The sequence below is a fragment of the Shewanella canadensis genome (assembly GCF_003966225.1).
Lineage (GTDB): Bacteria > Pseudomonadota > Gammaproteobacteria > Enterobacterales > Shewanellaceae > Shewanella > Shewanella canadensis.
The window spans coordinates 118,894-140,478 of the sequence record NZ_RXNU01000003.1; the positions used below are offsets into that span (position 1 = coordinate 118,894).

Here is a 21,585-nt window from a genome sequence, read left to right on the forward strand (position 1 = left end):
ATAATGGAAAACATACCCTCGGCCCTCATCGAAGAGAAAGTGCAATTTATACAAGATTACATCGATGCCGCTAATGCCGCAGATGGGTCTAAGTATGATGCCAACGCCAATGTCAGCAGTAAAAATTTGGCGACACTCGAGACCGAGCTGAATAAGGATATCAATATTGCGGTAAATCGGCGTTTGATGAAACGCCAGATCGCAACCTTATTCGATTCATCTCTGGCCGAGGAGTATGAGGCTAGCATCAATGAGCACTTGATCTATGCTCACGACGAAAGTTCTTTAAAGCCCTATTGTGTGAGCCTGTCTCTCTATCCCATGTTGCTCGATGGACTGACTAAACTCGGTGGTGAGTCTTTAGCTCCCTTGCACTTAGAATCTTTTTGCGGTTGCTTTGTTAACTTAGTATTTGCCGTCAGCGCACAATTTGCCGGTGCGGTCGCGACGGTTGAGTTTTTAACCTACTTCGACCATTTTGCCCGTAAGGATTATGGTGATGATTACACCGTCATCGCCAAAGACAAGATTGAGGCGCACCTGCAACACGTGGTCTATAGTCTGAATCAACCTGCAGCGGCACGTGGCTATCAGTCTGTTTTCTGGAACATTACTCTGTTCTCGGAAAATTTTCTCAATGCCATGTTTGAGAATTTTGTGTTCCCGGATGGCGATGCGCCCAATTGGAAATCGATCAACAAACTGCAGCACTTCTTTATGGACTGGTTTGGCAGAGAGCGAGAGAAGGCCTTGCTGACTTACCCCGTTGTCACCGCCGCGATGTTAACCAATCAAGGCCGGGTGGCGGATGTGGAATTTGCCGAGTTCTGCAGTGACCAGATGTCGAAAGGTAATAGCTTCTTTGTCTATATGTCTGACAGTGCAGACTCCCTGGCGTCCTGTTGCCGCCTGCGTAACGAAATCGCCGATAACAGCTTCTCCTATACCTTAGGAGCGGGCGGGGTTGCGACGGGCTCTATCAATGTTATTACGCTGAATTTGAGTCGAATTATCCAGCAAGGTAAAGATCTTCGGGTTGAAATTGAAAAGATTCAAAAGTACCAGGTGGCCTACCGCAAACTGATGGAGCACTATCAGGCGTGCGGCATGCTCCCTGTGTATGATGCCGGCTTTATTCATCTCGATAAGCAGTTCTTAACCATAGGCATCAACGGTATGGTCGAGGCCGCAGAGTCTCAAGGCATAGTGGCGGGCAATAACAGCGACTATAAGGCATTCGTAGAGCGCCAGCTTAAGATCATCTACCAGGCCAATAAAGATGCGACTAAACGCTGGGGCTATAAGTTTAATACCGAGTTTGTCCCGGCCGAAAACTTAGGCGTCAAGAATGCTAAATGGGACAGAAAAGCCGGCCTCAAGGTCAACCGGGATTGCTACAACTCCTACTTCTATCCGGTAGAGGATGAATCGATAAATCTGGTGGATAAGTTTGTGCTTCATGGTAAAGAGCTGACACAGTTTCTTGATGGTGGCTCGGCGCTGCACCTGAATCTGGATGAAAACCCCGATCCCGAGCAGTACTTCAAGATTTATCAGATAGCGGCAAGGACGGGGTGTAACTACTGGACGACCAATGTGAAGGTAACCATCTGTAACGCCTGCAATCACATAGATAAACGAACCTTACACGCCTGTAGCGTCTGCAACAGTCAGGATATCGACTGGGCTACGCGGGTGATTGGCTACCTCAAGAAGGTCACAAGTTTCAGTGAGCCAAGACAGAAAGAGCACGCGTTGAGGCACTATCATCGTGAAGAAACCAGATTGCAGAAAGTGAGCTAATAGCACTCGTTACGGGCTATTCGCAACTGCCTACTTATCACTGCTTCTGGTTAGGGGAGGTGCGATAACCGTTTGTTGAGAAATGTTATCGAAGCAAACTCAAAATATAAAGGACAAGGCCGATATCGATAATATCGCGCCTTGTCCTTTTTTATGGCTTTGCCATCGACACTTGTTGCCGGTTAACGACGAAAGGTAACCTCTTCGGTTTCTGTCAGATGTATCTGTGTGGTCGCGATCTGTGTCTGAGCCAAGACTCTGCCGTGACGTATCGAGAAGTGCACCGGCACCTGACGGCGAACGGCATCGAAACCATTGTCTGCGGGGAGAACGAGCAGGCTACCGGGTTTGCCCGGCTCGATACCATATTGATTCTGAATATTGAGCGTGCGCGCCGACTTGCTGCTGATAAGGGCCAGGGAGTCGTTTATCTGCTCGTACCCCATGATCTGACACACATGCAGGCCCATATGTAGTACCTGTAGCATGTTAGCCGTGCCAAGAGGGTACCAGGGATCGAAGATATCATCATGGCCGAAGCAGACATTAATATCTGCGGCTAACATCTCTTTCACCCGGGTGATGCCACGGCGTTTAGGGTAGTCGTCGAAACGTCCCTGAAGATGAATGTTAACCAGAGGATTGGCCACAAAGTTTATCCCTGACATCTTAAGCAGACGGAACAGGCGAGACGCATAGGCACCGTTATAGGAGTGCATGGCCGTGGTGTGGCTCGCCGTGACACGTTCACCCATATCAAATTTATGGGCCAGGGCGGCGACAGTCTCGACGAAACGTGACTGCTCATCATCTATCTCGTCACAGTGGACATCGATAAGCCTGTCATATTTACGGGCCAGTTCGAACACATAGTGCAGGGACTCGACACCATATTCACGGGTGAACTCGAAATGGGGGATAGCGCCAATGACATCGGCCCCTAATCTCACCGCCTCTTCGAGCAGCTCCTTACCATTGGGATAAGATAAGATCCCCTCCTGTGGGAAGGCGACAATCTGAATATCGACCCACGCCTTCATCTCCTCCTTCACCTCTAACATGGCCTTCAGGGCGATAAGGGTTGGATCGGATACATCGACATGGGTTCTAACATGCTGAATACCGTTGGCTATCTGCCATTTAAGCGTCTGCTTCGCACGGGATTTCACATCTTCGATAGAGAGCAGTGATTTACGTTCGCTCCAACGCTCGATACCTTCAAATAGGGTGCCTGAAATGTTCCAACTTGGCTCACCTGCGGTTTGGGTGGTATCTAAGTGAACATGAGGCTCACAGAAAGGGGCGATAGCTAAGCCGCCTTCACCATCCAAAATTTCTGTGGTGGCCGATTCGCTGAGAGTTAAGGTTTCAGTCATCACAGCTATGCGTTGGAATTTTCCCTCTTCAATCAAGATCTGATGCAGACCATCCTTGTCTTGAAGCCTAACGTTTTTGATCAGCATATTTGAAGCTGGCATCGTATTTTCCTTATGCATTTGGCGCAGTGTTATCAGTTGATTTTATTGATCTGTTGTTTGTCTTATGTTTAAGCACAGAGTCTAAAAACAGGTAGCTTACCGCCCCTGCGACGACGGCATTGATAGGGACGATGCCCGGTAACAGGTGGCCGGCCATAACCCCGATTACGACACCCGAAATAGCGGCCCAATTAACCGTTTCGAATTGAGCGTTGGCAAAGTCTTTGTACTTATCGCGGTTTCTCAGGAAATCCGCAATGATAATGCCACCGATTGGCGGTATGGCGGCGGACAGGAAGGTGAGCCAACCGACGAAGTTATTATATAACCAAAGCGCGCAAAGTGTGCCAATTATGCCGTTGGCGACAGAGAGGTATCGGCTTGGTAATCCGGTGATGTTGGAAAATCCTAATCCCGATGCATACAGGGCATTGTCATTGGTGGTCCAGATATTCAATCCCAGTATGATAATGGCGGGGATCAATAACCCCTGGGCTATCATCACCTCAGATATATCGGACTGTCCTGTTGCCGCGGCGCCTGCTGCGCCGAAGATAAACATCAAAGAGTTACCGATGAAAAAGGCGAACATGGTGACAAACACCGCATTCATGGGCTTCTTACCGAAGCGCACAAAATCGGCGGTCAGTGTGCCTGCGGAGATAAAAGAGCCAACCACTAACACCAGCGCCGTGGAAAATGCCATGGGTTTGTCGGGTGTGAATGCCATGAGCCCATCGATTCCTCCCATAGTGTCAACGGCTTGCAGTACCGAGAAACCGCCGAACAGGGTGATAGCGGGGACGGCAATGGCGGAGAGGATCATGATGGCGGCAATGCCGAAGTAAACGGTGGCGGTCATAAGCAGACCTGAGATAAGGATGAGGAGGTTAGTGTCTATGCCTGTCGCCTTATGAACCGGGATGGCAAACATGGCGACCCCAACACCGAACCAACCAACTTGTGTGCCGCCAAGAATAAGAGAGGGAAGCCAGGAGCCTTTTAAACCGAAGGAGTAACGAGCGAGGAGGTGGGTTGAGAGACCAGTTTGAGCGCCGATGTAACCAAGAAATGAAGTATAAATGCCGAGAATTAAATTACCGATGAGAACCGCGAGAATAAAATCATTGAAGGAGAGTCCGGTTCCCAGTGTCCCTCCCGTCCACATACTTGCCGAAAAGAAGGTCAATCCCAGCATCACCATGGTGAGAGAGAGAATACCTTTACGTGCCGATTGCGGAACCGACCCTAAACTATAATTGTTGTCGCCTGCCATCTGTTATCCTCAGTGGTTTGTTGGATAAATATTGTGGCTTACCTGAACGTTTCTCGTTTATAAATAAATCATATGGATCTTGTTTTATAGAGTCTCAGACAAACGGCGCGTATTCTAGTGGTAATAGAATATTTGTCAATCATGTTTTTAATATTAATTCAGGTTTATACTTTGTATTGTATGTGGGGGTTTTTAAGTTTGGTTTTTAATTACGTATCCTGTTAAATACGGTAGGGTGATATTTGTAATTATCGTTACTAATGGGCTGTGGTGGTTGTTTTTGTTGGGGTAGAGTTGTTAGTCCTTGCGTATGGAGTGTCGATTGTTAACTGCTTGGTAGGGGGGTAAATGTTAGGCACTAATATTGAGTGAAATTAGTCGAGCGCTAACCTTGAGTGACTAATCGGCAACGCTAACGATGAGTTATCGGACTATACCAATTGCTAATTTCCCAGCGTTAATTAGCCATCTGCAATCAGCCACTAGCTATCGTTTATCAACAATTGGCCAGCGGCATGATGCCGAATTCAATGCCGTACAGGCATCACTTTTTATTATTGCTTGCTTAAGTGACACTCTACCTTCAACTCACTGCAGATCCTGAATATGCCTTGTTTCATAGGCTCTATGTGGGAGGCAGTGTCAGTACTGGCATCGGATGCAAGGATTAGCTGAGAATGCTCGGCGTCCAGTTTTGATATTTTAATGCTGACAGCATATGAGTCTTTAGTTGTCTCCTTAACTAGCTCAATCACTCTTTCTCGCTCATCTTTCGAGGTGATCTCAAGTTCAGTGTTGTTCTCTATCGTATCTACCGCAACGCGATAAACATTATCGGCTTTCGCCTTTATATTGACCGTGGCGACCTTATGTTGTGAGCTCGTATAATAGATGATTGAGCCAACGGCTAAAGTGCCTAAGCCGGCGCAGCCGGAAAGTTGTGATGCGAACAGGATAATTAAAAGTAGACGTTTCATGATAATAAAATAATATGCTGGTAAGTTTGTGGAAAATACATTGTCATCAAGTGAGTGGCCAGAAAAATATTTTGTAGAGGTTGTTTGTAACGCTGGGTAAGTGCTATTTGTTACATTTGTGGGTGTTGCGTGTATTTTGTTTTGTTAGGTTTTAATATTTATCACGTTGTTCAAAGCCAAGATGTTATCTTGGCTTTGATTATTTAATGGCGTTAATTGATCATTAAAGCTAAAGGGGGAAATCATGCTCGTTGAGCGTTAACTATTGTCAGCCACAGCTGATTTTGAATAATTGAATTGGCTCTCAACTTTCCATACGCGGTATCTCAGCTCGCTCCCTTTGGGCAGATAGAAGACCTTAGCCAGGCGGCTATCGTAGTTAAGCTTTAGCTCGTCTCTGATCTGAACAAACGCCTCTTTGTCTTCACTTTTACGTAGGCAGGCCATACGTGTGCTCGGTCCCTCACTGATGCTATCTACCTGATAGTAGGTGTAGCCCCAACCTTTAACCGAGTGCTGCTTAAGCTCACCCGTTAGCATCTGCTGGTTACAATCGACCATCTTGGTTTGTCCGATCTGTATCTCAACCATGTAGTTCGACTCATCACTCAGTTCCGGCAGGGTCAAGATGTGCTGCTCCATACCTTCATCCGGCGTTGGGAACATCTTTGTCGCTTCCTGGCGTTGATAATCTGTCGATGAGAAGGCTTGGGTGGTGATCATATTCTGATTATGTCCACTTGGATGTGCCGGGCTGGTTGCCAATGCGTTAAATGAAAGAAGTGAAAGTGCCAAGGCGGTTGTTGAGAATGCGTGCTTAGCGGCTTTTAATGTCAATGAGTTCATGAATGCTCCAAAAAATAGATAGATGTGCTTGTTTAGATAACCTTATAAACGGCACAAAAAAGAAAAGGGGTTAATTATTTTAAAAAAAATCTTTATTAGCAAGATTTTAAAATCAGTTGATTCATTATTGGTTTGCACCAGTTTAAGGCGAAGGCACTGGTTTTGAGCAGGTTTTCGGATGTGATTTTTCTTATCTTATTGTTTTTAAAGGAATGAAATTCCATGGCATGAGTGCTGCATTTGGTTCGCTAGAGTAACTTATTGGATCCGGGGCAGAAATTATGTTGTTTGGTCGCAAGAATAGAAAGCCGATTGCTATACCCGCCAAGAAGGTGAAAGAGTGGAAATACACCACCTGTAATTATTGCTCTACGGGTTGCTCAATCGAGATAGGTTTAGATGAACAGCAAAAGATAGTGACGACACGAGGTCATGCCGGCGCTGATGTCAATCGTGGCAAGTTATGTATTAAAGGCATTCTTGAGCATGAGCTGTTTGATAGTCCCGGTAGGGGAACCGAGCCGCTTATTAGGGATAAGCATTTTAACCCCTTCGAGCCCACCTCCTGGGATCATGCGCTGGATACCACGGCCGAACAGATAAAACATATTCAGCAAAAATATGGCAGGGATGCCTTCGCAATTGTTTCATCGGGTCAGCTGCTGACCGAGGAGTTTTATACTTTAGGCAAGTTAGCCCGTGGCGTCATCGGCACCAATAACTATGACGGTAACACCACCTTATGTATGGCATCGGCGGTGAGCGGTTATAAACGTTCATTCGGCGCCGACGGACCGCCGGGTTGCTATGATGATTTTGAGCATACCCACTGTTTAATCGCTTTTGGATCCAACCTTCCCGAGCAGCATCCCATCATCTATTGGCGTCTTAAAGAGGCGTTGGAGAAGCGTCACTTCCCCTTAATTGTGGTTGACCCCCGCGTGACCATGCTGGCGCAATTTGCCGATATTCACCTGCCCATCACACCGGGCACGGATTGCGTGCTGATCAACGCCATGATGCATGTGATCATCAACGAAGGCCTGCAAGACCAGAGCTATATCGATGCCCATACTCAAGGTTTCGATGAGGTTAAGGCGCTGGTTCAGGACTACAACCCTAAGCAGGCGCAGCATGTGTGCGGTATCGATGAAGACACCATACGTAATGTGGCCCGCATCTACGCAAAGGCGCCGGCGGCCATGAGCATCTGGACCATGGGCATTAACCAATCGACCCATGGCTCAGATGGCGTTGTCAACATTAATAACCTGAATATGGTGACCGGTAATATAGGTAAGCCGGGGGGGACCAGCCTGTCGATAACGGGCCAGTGTAATGCCATGGGGACGCGTGAATGGTCATCTTGCTCCGGGCTGCCCGGCTATCGTTACCTTGAAAATGAGGCTGACAGGAATGAGATCGCCGAATTTTGGGGCATAGATCCAGAGTTCTTTCCCAAGCAACGGGGTCTCTCACAAACCGACATTTTTGCTGCCATCGAAACCGGCGAGATAAAGGGATTGTGGATCGTCGCGACCAACCCCATGACCTCTATGCCCAATACCGCGCGCATTAGAAAGGCGCTGGAGAAACTGGATTTTCTGGTGATCCAGGATGTCTATCAAGATGTGGAAACCAACCAATATTCTCACGTCTATCTTCCCGCTTCGGTCTGGGCCGAAAAGGAGGGGGTGCACACCAATACTGAGCGCCGGGTCAATCTTATTAACAATGTGATGCCCCCCTATAAAAACGCCAAGCCGGATTTTTGGATCTTCAATCAGATGGCTAAGCGGTTCGATAATGGTCAGATGGTCCATTTTCCCGAGACGCCGGAAGGGGCGTTCGAAGAGATGAAATACCTCTCAAAGGGCAGATTAGGCAATGGTCAGCCGAGGCTGTTAGATATTTCAGGCATGAGCTACGCCAAATTGGAGGCAGCCAAAGGGATCCAGTGGCCCTATCGAGAGTATGAGGTCGGCCTGAAGGGGAGCGCGAGACTCTACAGCGACGGTATTTTTCCGACTCCCAGCGGTAAAGCCAACCTGCTGCCCATCGCCTTTTATAACAATAACGAGCAGCCCTGTCAGGCATACCCATTCTGGCTCAACAGTGGCCGTGTGGTAGAGCATTTTCATACCCGCACCCGCACCGGAAAAATAGGCAACTGCAATAAGTTCAGTCCAACCGCTTACATGGAGATGAACCCCGATGCAGCGCAGGCCTTGGGCATCGAGCACCAAACCTATGTTCGTCTCACCAGCCGCCGTGGCGACGCCGTTGTACTGGTGCAGCTGACCCAGCGAGTACCGCGCAACATGGTGTTTATCCCGTTTCATTTTCATGACTGCGTGAACCGCTTAACCCTCGGACTGCTCGATCCTCATTCGAGGCAGCCGGCATTTAAGCAGTGCACTACCCGCATCGAGCCTATCTGTCAGGCCGAGGCCGCACGTATCAATGCAGAGCGACGCACGTTTTAACGTGATAAAAACCGGGCGAATTTAAGGAACGACATATGAGCAGAACGACCATTGAAGGCGCAACAGAGCTGGTATCTCCAAAGGATGGAGATGTGGGTGTATATATGCCCGAGAAAACGACCAAAGCTGCATCAAATCAACCCGAAGTCGAACAGGAGCAGAAGGGGCGCTCCAACCATTGGGAAGTGCGCACCCAGGAGCAGGCCTATGCCTATCTGCCAGAGCCCGATCCCGGGAATAAGAGCGAAATCGAAAACCGTTATGGCAAACGAATCGATCTGGTGGAGTTGACCGATAACCCGGCGGGGCGATCCTTGTTTATTAACGGTAATCCTGAGGTCGGTACGAATCGGGATCGTAACAAGCAACATGGCTTCTTCTTTACCGCCGATAACTGCATCGGCTGTCACGCCTGTGAGTCGGCCTGCTCGGAGAAAAATGATAATCCCGCTCATCTGGCATTTCGCTCCGTGGGTTACGTCGAAGGCGGTTCCTACCCCGATTATAAGCGGATGAATATCTCTATGGCCTGTAACCACTGTGACGACCCGGTCTGTCTGAAAGGGTGTCCAACGCGGGCCTACACTAAACACGCCGAGTATGGGGCCGTCTTGCAAGACCCTGAAACCTGTTTCGGTTGCGGATACTGCACTTGGGTGTGTCCTTACAATGCCCCGCAGCTGGATCCGGTTCAGGGACGGGTCTCTAAGTGCAACATGTGTGTCGACCGCCTCGAGGTGGGGTTAAAGCCCGCCTGTGTGTCGGCCTGTGTGGGTAATGCGCTGGATTTCGGTGTGATAGAAAATACACCCGAAAATCGTGAGCAGTGCAAAACCAGTATTCCGGGTTTTCCATCGCCCGAGATCACTCAGCCAAATATTCGTTTTCAGCAAACCAAATCGTTGCCGGAGGAGATGAGCCGCACCGATGATATGCCGGTTAAATACCGCAAAGGGAGCGATGGTCAGTATAAGCCAGTGGTAGACCAAAAAAACGGTAAGAAAATGCATTGGAACCTACCTAAGCTAAACAGCCGCGAGAACCCGCTGGTCCTGTTTACTCTGCTGGTGCAGGCGGCGCTGGGCACCTTTATCATCCCTTTTTCAGGTGCTTTATTGGGCGTAGAAAGCTTTAAGCAGTTTATGGCATCGAACCTCTTTCTGCCCTTGGTGCTCTTGTCGTTAGGGATGACATCGATGGGCCTGTTTATGAGCGTGACACATCTGGGTAGGCCCTTTCGTTTCTATCGCGGCTTCAATAACCTGCGTTACTCGCCCATGAGTCGTGAAGGGCTTGGCTTAGCGCTGTTTTCGGCCTTTCTGGGGCTTACCGCATTGCTTCTCGCACCATCCAATATCGGGGTAAATACAATGCTGGCCAGCTTAGGTTTAGGACTAGAATCAGAGTTATCTTCGCTGGTGGCAACTCTGCCCCTTGAGAGTGTCGTCGTTATCACCGGGCTATTGGCTAGCGCTTCGGGATTAGCGGGCCTGTATTACATGAACCAGTGTTACCAAATTAAGGCGAGGCCATTCTGGAACCATTGGCAGACGGCGACCAGCTTTGTGGGCAACAGTTTATCTCTGGGAGCCATGGTGAGCGGTGTGGTGATGCTTATCTCACTCGGTGTTGAGTCGCTTCCTCTGCAAGGTGCGATGGAGTCATATGGCGCGGTGTTTTTGGTTGGACTGGTTATCGAAGCCGTGGGGCTCTGGGGGCACAACCGGACACTTAACCGCAGTGAAGATGAAGGCGGCGCCGCGCATTACATCCAGTGCACCACTTTCGGTAAAACCTACCAGCTACGCAACGCGTTACTGGCGGTTAATATTCTCGCCGCGAGCGGCCTGCTGATATTCGGGGGCTTCTTTGAAGTGAGTGAGTCTCTGGCGAATCAATCGATAGTAGATGAATCGGTTTATCTCATTGTGTGGGCAAGCTTAAGCCTGATTAATCTGGTTACGGTGGTGATAGGCAGGGCGCTGTTTTATAACTTAGTGATCCCAACGACCATGCCCGGAGCCTTTTTCTGGAAAAACAAAGGTTTTGAGCAACATGCCAGAGACATAGGTTTAGCCGATAATCCCGCTACCGGGGTTGCACCACTGGCCCATTAAGCCTGAGCTTGCCTGAATAAGCGGATATAAAACCGTTGCCTAGTTATTGAGTTGAACTAGATGGCAGGCTTCTTATTCAATGAGCGAATGCATGCAGCTCATAGTGAAATGGATAATAAAGAATCATGTAAAGTTATCTGGACGAAATGAAGTAACCGTTTGAGAACCAAAGGAAAGCCAGTGCACGCTTTTTACTGGTCGGAGATGATAAACGCGCATTATACTTATCTATGTATAGATTTATCAGGCTTAGGAGCGAATATGAAACCTCATGGAGAATATAAAATTGAACTTATGAATAATATTGTTCATGTTTTCCCTTCAGGAGGGTTCAATGAACAAGGAATTATTCAGTTACATAAGAAAATAGCTTCGATTGCTCCGCATGATAAACCGTGGGCTTTACTAGAGCATCCTAAAAATATTGCCGGTTTAACTCCGGAAGCTGTTGAGGAGTTAATTAACTCTTATCAAAACCTAGGTAAGCTTAATTGTGTAGCGGCTGGCTTAGAAGTTTCTTCGACCTGGCGAAGGGTGTTTGAGACATTAATAGTGGGTAAAGTGGACATTCCAGTATACCTAAATAGTGATTCAGAAAAACTCGAACAGTTAATTAAACAGAAACTGGATTGTGCATAAACACATATGAGCCTACCGCAAGTCAACAGGCGAGTCTTACTATTTGTCTATTTTTGCTGCCAAATTTAAATCAATAAGCAAACTCATCTATTTCGTCGGTTATTTCGCAAACACAACTAACAGGGCACTGTTCTATAACCTAGCCATTCCAACGACCATGCCCGGCGCTTTTTTGGAAAAACAAAGGTTTCGAGCAGCACGCCAGAGAGATAGGCTTGGCCGTAAGCAGTAACTAAAACCAAGTAAAAGTAACAAAGAAAGTAACAAAGACACCCAAAATTGTCAGAGACAGATCCCTTGACTAAGCTTTAGTGAGAGTTGTTGAGGAGGGTTTGTTATGCCGACACCAAGGAAAGCATTAGTTAGTTTGGAAGACACTCCATATTATCACTGTATATCTCGTTGTGTTCGAAAGGCTTTTTTGTGTGGAGTCGATCGTTACACGGGTCAATCTTATGAGCATAGGCGCGATTGGGTTGAAAGTCGGCTGTTAGAATTGGCTTCTGTATTCGCTATTGATATCTGTGCTTATGCCGTAATGAGTAATCATCTACATTTAGTGCTAAGGGTCGATGATGAGTTGGTTCGACACTGGTCAGATAGGGATGTGGTGACTCAATGGCAAAAGCTTTTCAAAGGCGATAGCCTTAATTATGACTTTGTTAAAGGCGAAATACTTGAATCATATCAACAGATTATCATCAATAAACGGGTAAAAGAGTACCGTCTAAGGCTAATGGACATCTCGTGGTTTATGCGAGCATTGAACGAGCCTATCGCGCGTAAAGCCAATGCTGAGGACAAGTGTAAAGGCAGATTTTGGGAGGGAAGGTTCAAGTCCCAAGCGCTGCTAGATGAAACTGCTGTATTGGCCTGTATGGCTTACGTTGACCTTAATCCTATTCGAGTAAAAATAGCCAAGACACCAGATACTTCAGACTTTACCAGTATTCAAAAACGCATCAAAGCAGCCATGAAAGGTGAACAGCCCACATCACTGCTGCCCTTTGTTGGGAACGAGCGTAAAGAGTTGCCTAAAGGCCTGATGTTTAATGCCAAAGATTACCTGCAACTTGTTGATGATACAGGACGCATCATCAGAGATGATAAGCGTGGAGCGATTAGCCAAAGCTCACAACAACTACTGAACAGACTCAATATTCCTCAAGAAAACTGGCTGAAAATGACCAGTGAGTTTACCAAACTATTTAAAGGCCCCGTAGGGACCCTTCAAGAACTTGATGCGTATTGCGAACATTTAGAGCGCAAGCGAAGGCAAGGGGCAGCCAACTGTCACCGATGGCTTGATAGCGCATAACAACAGCAACAAAAAACGATAGCGATACCATTAACCAGACAGCAGTTTGGCTTTTTGAGTGTTTGCATTTCAACTAAATAGCCGATATTTTACAGATAGTTGGATATTTAGTTGAGAAAACAGTTTTCCATTGCAACGAATGCTGAAAGTCATCCAATAAGTCCTATCTAATGATGAGAAGCTACGAGATTAACAATGGATGTCTTAGTTGTTGCCTTAGTTGTTGTTAGTGCAGCGTTAGGCTCAATTCAGAACTATTAAGGAATGACCCATGAATCCATCTCCTATCAAGGAACTGATAGCTTTCGAAGATTTTGCAAAATTGGATATACGAGTCGGTACTATTACTTCGGTTTTAGAAGTCACCAAGTCAGATAAATTAATGAAGCTCATGGTCGATTTTGGGGACCATACTCGTTCCATTCTTGCCGGTATTAAACAAGAACGGGAAAACCCTCAAGAAATCGAGGGTAAGCAAGCTTTATTTGTGGTGAACCTTCCGGAAAGAAAAATGGCGGGAGATCTATCTCAAGGTATGTTATTTGATATTGGTTATGAAGATAAGCTCAATCCTTGCTTAGCTATGCCGGAAAGTGTAATGCTAAATGGAAGTCGAGCAGGGTAAGCCTAATTTGTGTGAAAGAGCCTATTGAACTGCTCAAACAGCTAGCAAGGCGTTTAAGGAACATAAAGGTCAATAAATGAAGCTTTTAACATATAGCTCAAGTCATATTGCAGAAATTAAGCAGCTGTTCACTCAGGTATTTTCAGACTCAGAAGGTGAGTCAGAAGGCTTGCTGATAGGAAACTTAGCCTATGAGTTATTGATGGAAACCGATCCTCAAGACCTTTATGGCTTCATTGCTATCGAAGATGAGCAGATCGTTGGTAGTATTGTCTTTACCAGGTTGGTATTTGAAAGTGGGGCCAATGCTTTTCTGCTCTCACCGGTAGCCATACACACCAGCTATCAAGGAAAGGGGGTTGGCCAGAAACTGATTCGATTTGGCATTAACCACCTAAAAGACCGTGGAGTTGGAGTCGTCTTTACCTATGGAGACCCTAATTTCTACTCCAAAGTCGGTTTTAACCCCATCACCGAGAAATTAGCTAAGGCCCCTTTAAAGATGACTTACCCGGAAGGATGGCTGGGTCAATCATTGGTGGGTGAAGCGTTTGAACCCATAATCGGCAACTCCTATTGCGTAGAGGCATTGAATAACCCTGAATATTGGTAAGTGCTCGAAAAACAAAATTGGGTATTCAACGTCTTGCTGTCGAGACGGATGGAGCGACTCGCTGTTTGTTTTGACGGCGTGAGTATGCCTCGTCCCTGAGGCTGTTAGTTTACAGCTTTCTTATCGCGGCTATCTCTTCATCATTAATACCCAGTGATTCCAGGAATTTTTGGTGTTCTTCAGGCTCCATATTTTCAAAGTTTTGATGCCAGGTGCGCATCGCCAGCTCATCAAATCCGGATGCTTTCATTATCTCTACCCAACGCTCTTTAGTTACCATGTATTCCTCCAGTAATTTTGGCTCTTGCAGTAAAGCAACAATGGCTTTCTGCTGATCTCTTAGAAGGGCTATCTCTTTTTCCAACTCATTGAAGTGATCTCTTAAAATCTGAGCCTGAGACAGACCTTGATTACGATCCAGCAAGGTGCCGATATTGGCTACAGGTATCCCATAGGAACGATAAGAGACGATGGTCTTCAATCGCTCAATCTCACTATCGCCATACCATCGATATCCATTATCCGAGCGGAGTGTAGGCGTTAGCAGATTTTCTCTCTCGTAATAGAGGATAGTTGCCCTGGAAATACCACATTTCCGGGCAAGCTGAGTTACTGTAAGCATAAAGTCACCAGTTGCCTGTCGAAGAGCTATCATCAACCCTGAACCTATAGACGGGTCAAATGAAAATCAATATAGTGCTTTAAATTTTATCATCAACTAGCTATACGTACTTATGTAATAACAAGGTATGGCTGTCTCGGTCGGCTCGATAGTTCAAAAAGATAGGTAAGTTGAACCATTTTTTTGAGAGCGCTTTCGTCGGTAGAACATTTATATCAGGTATTGATGAGGACGTAGCGGCATTTTCACCAAACAGGGCATTAGGTTAAGGGAGAGGGGATGATAGCGGAAACAGAGCGATTAGTGCTTAGAGAGTTTTCTTTGGATGATGTTGCCGGTTTTTTTGACCTGAACCTTGACCCGCAAGTACTTAAATATACGGGTGATAAGCCGTTTAAAAGCCACAGTGAAGTATCTAGGTTTATTCGGAACTATGAACAGTATGAAAAGAATGGCTTTGGTCGTTGGTCTGTTTATCTGAAAAATTCGAATGAATATATGGGATTTTGTGGGCTGAGGCGGTCAGCAGAAACCGGTGAGGTGGATATCGGATTTCGATTGATGCAAAGATTCTGGCATCGGGGCTATGCGTTCGAGTCAGCCAAAGCTGCTTTGGAGTTAGCATTTAATCGCTATGGCGTCGACAGGGTCACCGCCAGAGCCATGAAGGATAACCAGGCGTCCCATCTGTTGATTCAAAAGCTAGGCATGCAATTTGATTCGAGTTTCACTGAGTCGGGTGAGGAGTGGCTGAAATATGAACTTCATAAAGATGTTTGGTTGCGAAATAACAGTTTAAAGTGATTCAACAGCTTGATTCAGGACGCTTCTTGGTTCTGGCTTTTTTCGAACAAAGTGCCGCTAACAGGTAAAATGCCGCTGCGCAGAGCATAATGGCGGGGATGCCGGAATGCAGGGCGAGTCCGGCCGCAGCAATGGAGGTGAGGACCGAGGCGCATCCGTTCATCGCCCAGGCATAGGCTCGCTGCAGAGGTGTTGTAAGGAGACTGCGCATCCCCAGGGCGAACGGCACTCCCATCAAAATGCCCGGCACAAGCAGTAAAAGCAGGGCAGAAAGATAGCGAAGGAGTTCGGGTAAGCCCAGAAGGTAATCGAGAATCAGATCCATAAAGATAACAATCCCAAGGAGCACCGGGCAGAGGCTCGTAAGAGAGTAGATAACGGCATCTCTCCCCATTTTCTGAGACCACCACCCGCCGATTCCGGAAGAGAGCAGAATACCGGCCAGGACGAGGGTAAAGCTTATCACCGGGTTGGAGAAGAGCAGGATATAGGCCTTGATAAAATAGATCTCCACGAACATAAAGCCCGCCCCGATGGAGAAAAAATAGATCTTCTGCGCTACAGGAACCTTCTCTTTTCTCCCTCTGGTCAGGAGTCTGGGCAGAAGTAATAACAGGGCTGCGACGGCCAATGCCTCGAAAAAGACCACGGCAACGACAACCTCGCCTGAAAGAAGCATAGAATAGGGTCGGCTTCCCATGCTCCGGTATAGATCCCCCAGCCTGTCCCACTTGATATAGCGGCCGGGAAACGGCCGGTCGTCATCCTGCGGTGCCGTATCCAGCAGATAATCCTCGAAGAATTGTTTTTCTCTTTTTTCACTGTAATGCCGGATCAGCTGATCGATAGCAAGGTAATGATGGGGGAGCTCGGAAATATTGAAGCGATTGGCAAGAGAAGCCTGCATATCCCGGATATAGACGATGTCGAAATTTAGCTTTTCAGCAAACTCCATTGGAATATCCCTGTTTTGAATAGGATTTTTGCTGATGATCAGCGTGAAGATCCCCCAGTTTCTTAATAGAACAAGGTGATGCTGTGGATTTTTTTCACCGCGATCCCGCAGAACCTGCATTGCCGTGGAAAAAAGACGGATCGAATCGGAAGGAGGAAGAAGGAGTTTGCGCGAAATAATGATCAGCCCCTTGTCGGAAAGGTGATCCAGGTATTCGTTGAAGGCCTGTGTGGTGAAAAGATACTCCTGGCTGAGCGCCGCCGAGCCGGGAAGTGATGTTCCCCAGTTTTCCAGATGGATGATGTCGTATCTTCTCTGGGACTGTTTGAGAAATATTCGAGGATTTTCGGCTGTGGCGGGCAGGTTGTAATGTTCCCCTATGGCTCGGGCTATATTTGGACTCTCATGAATAACAGACAGCTGTGGGACTCTTGCTGCAAGGGCTGCGGGTATGCTGGTTCCTCCGCCCTTGAGGATAAGAAGTGCACTTTTGGGGGAAGTTACAAGCTTGTAGCCTACCGCCGGCAGGACGAAATCCGCAAACCCGAACGGCTCTGGTTTGCCCTCTTCTCCATAGAGAACCAGCTGCTCGTCTCCGTCCCGGAAAATAGATTTCTGCACGGGCAGGTCGCCGCTGTATTTGAGGCTGAGTCCCGGTGCGTAACGGATATAGGGGCTGGTTGCGGTTTCTATTCTGCCGGTTATGCTGCTCACCGAATCCGTTACTGTCGAGTGGGGAAACTGCAGGAGCTGGCTCAGTGATTTATAGGGTGAAGGGGTGACAGTCACCAGCGCGCCGCCCCATGGGGTGAGAAGCAGAGCCGCAGCCAGTCCAATAGCACAGACACTGATCAGGGGGGAAATCAGACTCCGGACTCGAGAACGGCGCCCGATAATTTTTTTACTCTTTATAAAAGCGGCAGCAGCTAGATAACACAAAGGGAGTAGCGCAAGGGATATCACGAGTTTTCCCTCTCCGATAAAAGGCAGAAACAGGGAGGGGATAACTGCTCCCAGAGCCGAGCCAGCCATGCTGGCAAAGTAGGTTATACCTGTTTTTTCCGGCTGCTGCAGATAAGCTGCCAGCACAATAAAACCTGCGAAAAAAAATGGAATGGCCAGAAGCGTATAGCTGATAAAAAGGTAAAAGGCCTGAATCGACTCCAGTGAAAGCCTGAAGTAGTCAAGGGGAAGTTTGTTTAGAATAATAAAGGAGATAAGTGTTGAGCAGCTGTAGAGAAGCACTAAAGTCGATGTCGATTCCTCTGAGGCAAAGTGATTTATCCACTCCTTCTTCCTTGAATCGAGAATGCTCAACAATGTGCCGCTGGCGGCAAAGCCGAAAAGCGCTATGCTGATCACCATAAAAGAGAGGTGATTCCACTGGCTGATCGAGAAGATCCTTGCCAGAAGTACCTCGAAGGCGAGAGAGGAGAGGGATACAAGGAAGACGGCCGCGAGAACCATTACTTTTCCCCGATGTCCTTCAATGCATGTCCGGTCATGGGAACAAAAAGAACACCGGAGATCTGCCAAACCCTATAGTCATCCCCCTTTCTGGTGACCAGCACCAGGTTCTGATAGCTGAAGGGATTTCCCAGAGGAAGCACCAGCCGCCCTCCGTCTTTGAGCTGCGCCAGAAGGGGGGGAGGGACGTGATCCACGGCGGCGGTGATCATAATCGCATCGAAGGGCGCCTCCTTTTTCCAGCCGAAGTAGCCGTCACCGCAGCGGGCCTGAATATTGGCATAACCCAGAGAGTTCAGAAGCTTGCCGGCCTTAGTGCAGAGTTTTTCCTTGATCTCAATGGTGAACACCTCTTTTGCGACCTGGGAAAGCACCGCCGCCTGGTATCCGGAGCCGGTTCCAATCTCGAGCACTCTTTCACTGCCAGTGAGTTCGAGTAGCTCTGTCATCAGGGCAACAATATAGGGCTGTGAAATGGTCTGTCCTTCACCGATCGGCAGGGGAGAGTCTGTATAGGCTTTGAAAACCAGTAGGTCCGGTACAAAGAGGTGTCTGGGAATTGCTTTCATTGCCGCCAGCACTCTCTTGTCTGTAATGTCGCGTGTGCTGAGCTGATTTTGCACCATCTTCTCCCTGGCGCGGAGATATTTTTCGGAGTCACCCGCGGGTAATGCCGCAATGCTCTGTTGTCCGAATATGAGAAGGGTAATAAACAGAAACAGTAATTTACCCATGGCGCACTCCCTACAGGGTTATGACATAACCCAATCACTATTGAGTATAGGAAGAATAAACGTTTAATAGAAAGGTTCGCCGCTTGTTACTCTTTTGATGGTTCAAAGCAGGAGTTTTATCCGCCGATATAGGACTCGAGTCTCAGGGGGCTTGAGACATTAGGTTTTGTTACATATAGATAAAGGTGTAATACATAAATAAGTGTTAGCTTAGATAGGTTTTCAAATCATAAGGAAATTGAGTGATGAATAGCCTACAGAAGATAGGGGGCGTTGCAGCACTTTTCGAGGCTGTTATTTATATATCGGCTTTTGTGTTTTTTGGTGCGATATGGGAATTTCCCGCGGATGCGAATGCAGTACAACAGTTTACTTTCCTGGCTGACAACCAACTAATCCTATCTCTGTTTAATTTGGCTATGTACGTCCTATTTGGAATTTTTCTGGCGGTACTGGTCTTGGCTCTTTATCAAAGAGTTAAAGACAAGGCCCCGGCTCTTTCACAGCTAGCTTCGATATTTGGCATCGTTTGGGTGGGTTTAGTCATTGCCAGTGGAATGATCGCAAATATCGGCTTAGGAGTGGCGATTGAGATCTCTGCTGATGATCCAAAGCAAGCTATGACTATCTGGTTGGTCATTAACACACTAGTCGAAGCTCTGGGCGGAGGAAATGAAATTGTTGGCGGGCTCTGGGTACTCCTGTTGAGTCTTGCTGCCTTAAGAGCCAATGAGTTTCATAAACTACTTAACTACCTTGGCGTGTTTATCGGTCTGGCCGGAATTTTTACTATCTATCCAGCCGAGATACTGACAGAGGTTTTTGGCTTAGGCCAGATCCTGTGGTTCGCTTGGCTGGGAGTGGTTATGTTAGTCAAGTCACCGGAGCTCGCAGGGGCCAGTGTCGTTGAGCCGGCCCGGTAAGTGCCAGGCTAAATTGGGTATTAGTCTTTTGCTACATTTTCAGCTACTCACTTTTACTATTTTCAAACCCTACTGACACTATGCTGTCAGTAGGGCGGGCGTATTCTTGTTGGTGAGTTATTCATTCAACAAGGAGAGTATTATGTTACAACAAGCACCTTTGGTTTGGGGCGAGATAGCCGTCGACAATATGGACCGAGCCGTCAATTTCTACGAGACAAATTTTAATGTGAGTTTTACCCGCGAGACCATGGATGGCATGGAGATGGCCATACTGGAAACCGAAGAGAGCGAAGCGGCCAGTATTGGCTTGGTTAAGCATGAGATGATGAAGCCCGGCACCGACGGAAGCCTACTATATCTGCATCTCAGCGATAAGCTAACGTCACTGGTTGAGAAGCTGCATCTGGCTGAGGTTAAGGTGCTGCTGCCCGTAACCCCGATTAAAGGGGGGGAGTGTGGATTCATGAGTATCTTTATCGACAGCGAAGGCAATAAAGTGGGATTGTGGTCTAAGCTTGGCTAACGCTGACTTACATGAAAATGTAAGCGTCTAAGTCACAACAAACAGGGAAACATAATCGATGGAACGTATTCACAAAAGCGCCCTGGGGCTCTCAGGGCTCATCACCCGGACCAATAATGCCGCGGAAAGAGAGGCTGAAACCGCCAGAATTGGCCCGTTATGGCAGCAGTACTTTGCCGAGAATGACGGCCATTTAGCTCAAGGTAAGCCTATGTACGGTGTCTACCATGATTATCAGTCAGATATGAATGGAGATTATTCTGTGCTGGTTGGAACCCAGGCGGAATCGGATGATATATGTGATATCCGCTTAGCCGAAGGGGATTACCTGAAGTTCAGCGGCAGTGGGAAAATGCCGGATTGTGTGGTTGAGCAATGGACAGAGATCTGGCGATACTTCACCTCACCCGAGTGTCGGCATCAACGTAGTTATCTGACCGATTATGAAGTTTACCCGGATACCACTGGAGTGGATATTTACATCGGTATTAAAGGCTAGACATATTTTTCTATAAATAACCAAAGCTATGAGCCGGGTTTAATCTCAGATTGAACTTGGCTCTCTTGTTTGGGAAGATGAGAGCGTTTTAAGTGCCCCTAAAGGATGACAATGCGCCGCGCCGATAGATTATTTCAAATCGTACAGATCTTAAGACATCGAAGGCTCACGACCGCCAAGGAGTTGGCTGAACGATTAGAGGTATCGACACGAACCATTTACCGTGATGTACAAGACTTGTGTCTGAACGGGATCCCCATCGAAGGGGAGGCGGGCGTGGGGTATCTATTGCGCCAAGAGGTGAGTGTTCCTCCTCTGATGTTTAATGAGGTCGAGCTCGAAGCGATACAAGTCGGAATGCGTATGGTGCAGGCGCGGGGCGGAAAAGAGTTAGCCAGCGCAGCCAGACAGGCGATGATTAAAGTGGAGGCCGTGTTGCCGACCCGGCTGCAGGAATACCAATCTTTGATGTTTGCCCCCGACTTCTATATCGACAGTGATGAGTTTAAGTTTCTGGATCTGCTCCGCAAAACCTCCAGAGAGCGGGAGTACCTGCAGATGGATTATAAAGATGCTAAGGAGGCGGTGACCCGGCGTGAATTACGCCCTCTGGCTATCTATTTTTGGAAAGGATTATGGACCCTGCTTGCCTGGTGTGAACTGAGAAACGATTTTCGCAACTTCAGGGTAGACAGGATAGTCAGCTTGACTCCTCTGGGACGCCATTTCAGCCTGACACCCGGTCAGGAGATGCAAGACTACATCGAGCTGATGGAAGCCGAGTATGGCAGTCGAAGCTGAGGTGTATGTTAACTTCGTGGAGTTATCTCATCGATTTATCGGGTAACAGAGCCCTTTGTGCGTTCTTCGTTTCGCT

General features: G+C 47.5%; 19 protein-coding genes. 12 read left to right on the top strand and 7 right to left on the bottom strand.

Annotated features, from left to right (window positions below):
* Positions 1-3: 3 nt before the first annotated feature.
* On the top strand, positions 4-1,803 hold the full coding sequence (gene nrdD / locus EKG38_RS06665; protein WP_126519511.1) for an anaerobic ribonucleoside-triphosphate reductase: 1,800 nt from the start codon (positions 4-6) through the stop codon (positions 1,801-1,803).
* 182 nt (positions 1,804-1,985) lie between these two features.
* On the opposite strand, the gene EKG38_RS06670 is transcribed toward nrdD, so the two are convergent.
* The 4 genes from EKG38_RS06670 to eco all read right to left on the bottom strand — a co-directional run bounded on the left by EKG38_RS06670 (position 1,986) and on the right by eco (position 6,380).
* The gene (locus EKG38_RS06670; protein WP_126519512.1) at positions 1,986-3,281 is read right to left on the bottom strand and encodes a cytosine deaminase; all 1,296 of its coding nucleotides are present in this window, start codon (positions 3,279-3,281) and stop codon (positions 1,986-1,988) included.
* Between the two features lie 10 nt (positions 3,282-3,291).
* Positions 3,292-4,557, bottom strand: coding sequence for a cytosine permease (gene codB / locus EKG38_RS06675; protein WP_126519513.1), 1,266 nt, complete (start codon positions 4,555-4,557; stop codon positions 3,292-3,294).
* A 554-nt stretch (positions 4,558-5,111) separates the two neighbouring features.
* Entirely contained in the window at positions 5,112-5,534 is a 423-nt protein-coding gene (locus EKG38_RS06680; protein WP_126519514.1) for a DUF3568 domain-containing protein, read from the bottom strand.
* 258 nt (positions 5,535-5,792) lie between these two features.
* Entirely contained in the window at positions 5,793-6,380 is a 588-nt protein-coding gene (eco, locus tag EKG38_RS06685) for a serine protease inhibitor ecotin (protein WP_126519515.1), read from the bottom strand.
* A 281-nt stretch (positions 6,381-6,661) separates the two neighbouring features.
* Between eco and EKG38_RS06690 the strand changes: the two genes are divergently transcribed.
* The 6 genes from EKG38_RS06690 to EKG38_RS06715 all read left to right on the top strand — a co-directional run bounded on the left by EKG38_RS06690 (position 6,662) and on the right by EKG38_RS06715 (position 14,178).
* The gene (locus EKG38_RS06690) at positions 6,662-8,866 is read left to right on the top strand and encodes a molybdopterin oxidoreductase family protein (RefSeq protein ID WP_126519516.1); all 2,205 of its coding nucleotides are present in this window, start codon (positions 6,662-6,664) and stop codon (positions 8,864-8,866) included.
* 35 nt (positions 8,867-8,901) lie between these two features.
* Entirely contained in the window at positions 8,902-10,983 is a 2,082-nt protein-coding gene (locus EKG38_RS06695) for a DmsC/YnfH family molybdoenzyme membrane anchor subunit (RefSeq protein ID WP_126519517.1), read from the top strand.
* Positions 10,984-11,244: 261 nt separating this feature from the next.
* Complete coding sequence (locus tag EKG38_RS06700; RefSeq protein ID WP_126519518.1) at positions 11,245-11,622, top strand: hypothetical protein; 378 nt, start codon at positions 11,245-11,247, stop codon at positions 11,620-11,622.
* A gap of 337 nt (positions 11,623-11,959) precedes the next feature.
* Entirely contained in the window at positions 11,960-12,940 is a 981-nt protein-coding gene (locus EKG38_RS06705) for a transposase (RefSeq protein ID WP_126519519.1), read from the top strand.
* A gap of 271 nt (positions 12,941-13,211) precedes the next feature.
* The gene (locus EKG38_RS06710) at positions 13,212-13,565 is read left to right on the top strand and encodes a tRNA-binding protein (protein WP_126519520.1); all 354 of its coding nucleotides are present in this window, start codon (positions 13,212-13,214) and stop codon (positions 13,563-13,565) included.
* Between the two features lie 76 nt (positions 13,566-13,641).
* Positions 13,642-14,178 (top strand): GNAT family N-acetyltransferase, encoded by a 537-nt coding sequence (locus EKG38_RS06715; protein ID WP_126519521.1) that lies wholly within the window; start codon positions 13,642-13,644, stop codon positions 14,176-14,178.
* A gap of 109 nt (positions 14,179-14,287) precedes the next feature.
* Here EKG38_RS06715 and EKG38_RS06720 read toward each other — a convergent pair whose 3' ends face one another.
* Positions 14,288-14,800, bottom strand: coding sequence for a MerR family transcriptional regulator (locus tag EKG38_RS06720; RefSeq protein ID WP_126519522.1), 513 nt, complete (start codon positions 14,798-14,800; stop codon positions 14,288-14,290).
* A 279-nt stretch (positions 14,801-15,079) separates the two neighbouring features.
* On the opposite strand from EKG38_RS06720, the gene EKG38_RS06725 reads away from it, so the two are divergent.
* Positions 15,080-15,604 (top strand): GNAT family N-acetyltransferase, encoded by a 525-nt coding sequence (locus EKG38_RS06725; protein WP_126519523.1) that lies wholly within the window; start codon positions 15,080-15,082, stop codon positions 15,602-15,604.
* Between the two features lies 1 nt (position 15,605).
* Here EKG38_RS06725 and EKG38_RS06730 read toward each other — a convergent pair whose 3' ends face one another.
* A complete protein-coding gene (locus EKG38_RS06730) occupies positions 15,606-18,026 on the bottom strand; it encodes a spermidine synthase family protein (RefSeq protein ID WP_126519524.1) in 2,421 nt (806 codons plus the stop codon).
* The gene (locus EKG38_RS06735; protein ID WP_126519525.1) at positions 18,026-18,760 is read right to left on the bottom strand and encodes a protein-L-isoaspartate(D-aspartate) O-methyltransferase; all 735 of its coding nucleotides are present in this window, start codon (positions 18,758-18,760) and stop codon (positions 18,026-18,028) included. The genes EKG38_RS06730 and EKG38_RS06735 overlap by 1 nt, the downstream gene beginning before the upstream one ends.
* A 245-nt stretch (positions 18,761-19,005) precedes the next feature.
* Here EKG38_RS06735 and EKG38_RS06740 point away from each other — a divergent pair, with 245 nt between their 5' ends.
* The 4 genes from EKG38_RS06740 (at position 19,006) to EKG38_RS06755 (ending at position 21,509) form a co-directional block, all read left to right on the top strand.
* Complete coding sequence (locus EKG38_RS06740; protein ID WP_126519828.1) at positions 19,006-19,683, top strand: DUF4386 family protein; 678 nt, start codon at positions 19,006-19,008, stop codon at positions 19,681-19,683.
* A gap of 142 nt (positions 19,684-19,825) precedes the next feature.
* Positions 19,826-20,209, top strand: a complete 384-nt coding sequence (locus tag EKG38_RS06745) for a VOC family protein (protein WP_126519526.1) — start codon at positions 19,826-19,828, stop codon at positions 20,207-20,209.
* A 58-nt stretch (positions 20,210-20,267) separates the two neighbouring features.
* Positions 20,268-20,708, top strand: coding sequence for a GyrI-like domain-containing protein (locus EKG38_RS06750; protein WP_126519527.1), 441 nt, complete (start codon positions 20,268-20,270; stop codon positions 20,706-20,708).
* A gap of 111 nt (positions 20,709-20,819) precedes the next feature.
* The gene (locus EKG38_RS06755; protein ID WP_126519528.1) at positions 20,820-21,509 is read left to right on the top strand and encodes a helix-turn-helix transcriptional regulator; all 690 of its coding nucleotides are present in this window, start codon (positions 20,820-20,822) and stop codon (positions 21,507-21,509) included.
* Positions 21,510-21,585: the final 76 nt, after the last annotated feature.

What these genes read in the sequence shown, in the direction of transcription:
- EKG38_RS06740 (WP_126519828.1), top strand. Translation starts at nt 19,006, where the DNA reads ATGAATAGCCTACAGAAGATAGGGGGCGTTGCAGCACTTTTCGAGGCT.
- EKG38_RS06700 (WP_126519518.1), top strand. Translation starts at nt 11,245, where the DNA reads ATGAAACCTCATGGAGAATATAAAATTGAACTTATGAATAATATTGTT.
- EKG38_RS06705 (WP_126519519.1), top strand. Translation starts at nt 11,960, where the DNA reads ATGCCGACACCAAGGAAAGCATTAGTTAGTTTGGAAGACACTCCATAT.
- eco (WP_126519515.1), bottom strand. Translation starts at nt 6,380, where the DNA reads ATGAACTCATTGACATTAAAAGCCGCTAAGCACGCATTCTCAACAACC.
- EKG38_RS06690 (WP_126519516.1), top strand. Translation starts at nt 6,662, where the DNA reads ATGTTGTTTGGTCGCAAGAATAGAAAGCCGATTGCTATACCCGCCAAG.
- EKG38_RS06710 (WP_126519520.1), top strand. Translation starts at nt 13,212, where the DNA reads ATGAATCCATCTCCTATCAAGGAACTGATAGCTTTCGAAGATTTTGCA.
- EKG38_RS06725 (WP_126519523.1), top strand. Translation starts at nt 15,080, where the DNA reads ATGATAGCGGAAACAGAGCGATTAGTGCTTAGAGAGTTTTCTTTGGAT.
- EKG38_RS06750 (WP_126519527.1), top strand. Translation starts at nt 20,268, where the DNA reads ATGGAACGTATTCACAAAAGCGCCCTGGGGCTCTCAGGGCTCATCACC.
- nrdD (WP_126519511.1), top strand. Translation starts at nt 4, where the DNA reads ATGGAAAACATACCCTCGGCCCTCATCGAAGAGAAAGTGCAATTTATA.
- EKG38_RS06755 (WP_126519528.1), top strand. Translation starts at nt 20,820, where the DNA reads ATGCGCCGCGCCGATAGATTATTTCAAATCGTACAGATCTTAAGACAT.
- EKG38_RS06695 (WP_126519517.1), top strand. Translation starts at nt 8,902, where the DNA reads ATGAGCAGAACGACCATTGAAGGCGCAACAGAGCTGGTATCTCCAAAG.
- EKG38_RS06730 (WP_126519524.1), bottom strand. Translation starts at nt 18,026, where the DNA reads ATGGTTCTCGCGGCCGTCTTCCTTGTATCCCTCTCCTCTCTCGCCTTC.
- codB (WP_126519513.1), bottom strand. Translation starts at nt 4,557, where the DNA reads ATGGCAGGCGACAACAATTATAGTTTAGGGTCGGTTCCGCAATCGGCA.
- EKG38_RS06735 (WP_126519525.1), bottom strand. Translation starts at nt 18,760, where the DNA reads ATGGGTAAATTACTGTTTCTGTTTATTACCCTTCTCATATTCGGACAA.
- EKG38_RS06745 (WP_126519526.1), top strand. Translation starts at nt 19,826, where the DNA reads ATGTTACAACAAGCACCTTTGGTTTGGGGCGAGATAGCCGTCGACAAT.
- EKG38_RS06670 (WP_126519512.1), bottom strand. Translation starts at nt 3,281, where the DNA reads ATGCCAGCTTCAAATATGCTGATCAAAAACGTTAGGCTTCAAGACAAG.
- EKG38_RS06680 (WP_126519514.1), bottom strand. Translation starts at nt 5,534, where the DNA reads ATGAAACGTCTACTTTTAATTATCCTGTTCGCATCACAACTTTCCGGC.
- EKG38_RS06715 (WP_126519521.1), top strand. Translation starts at nt 13,642, where the DNA reads ATGAAGCTTTTAACATATAGCTCAAGTCATATTGCAGAAATTAAGCAG.
- EKG38_RS06720 (WP_126519522.1), bottom strand. Translation starts at nt 14,800, where the DNA reads ATGCTTACAGTAACTCAGCTTGCCCGGAAATGTGGTATTTCCAGGGCA.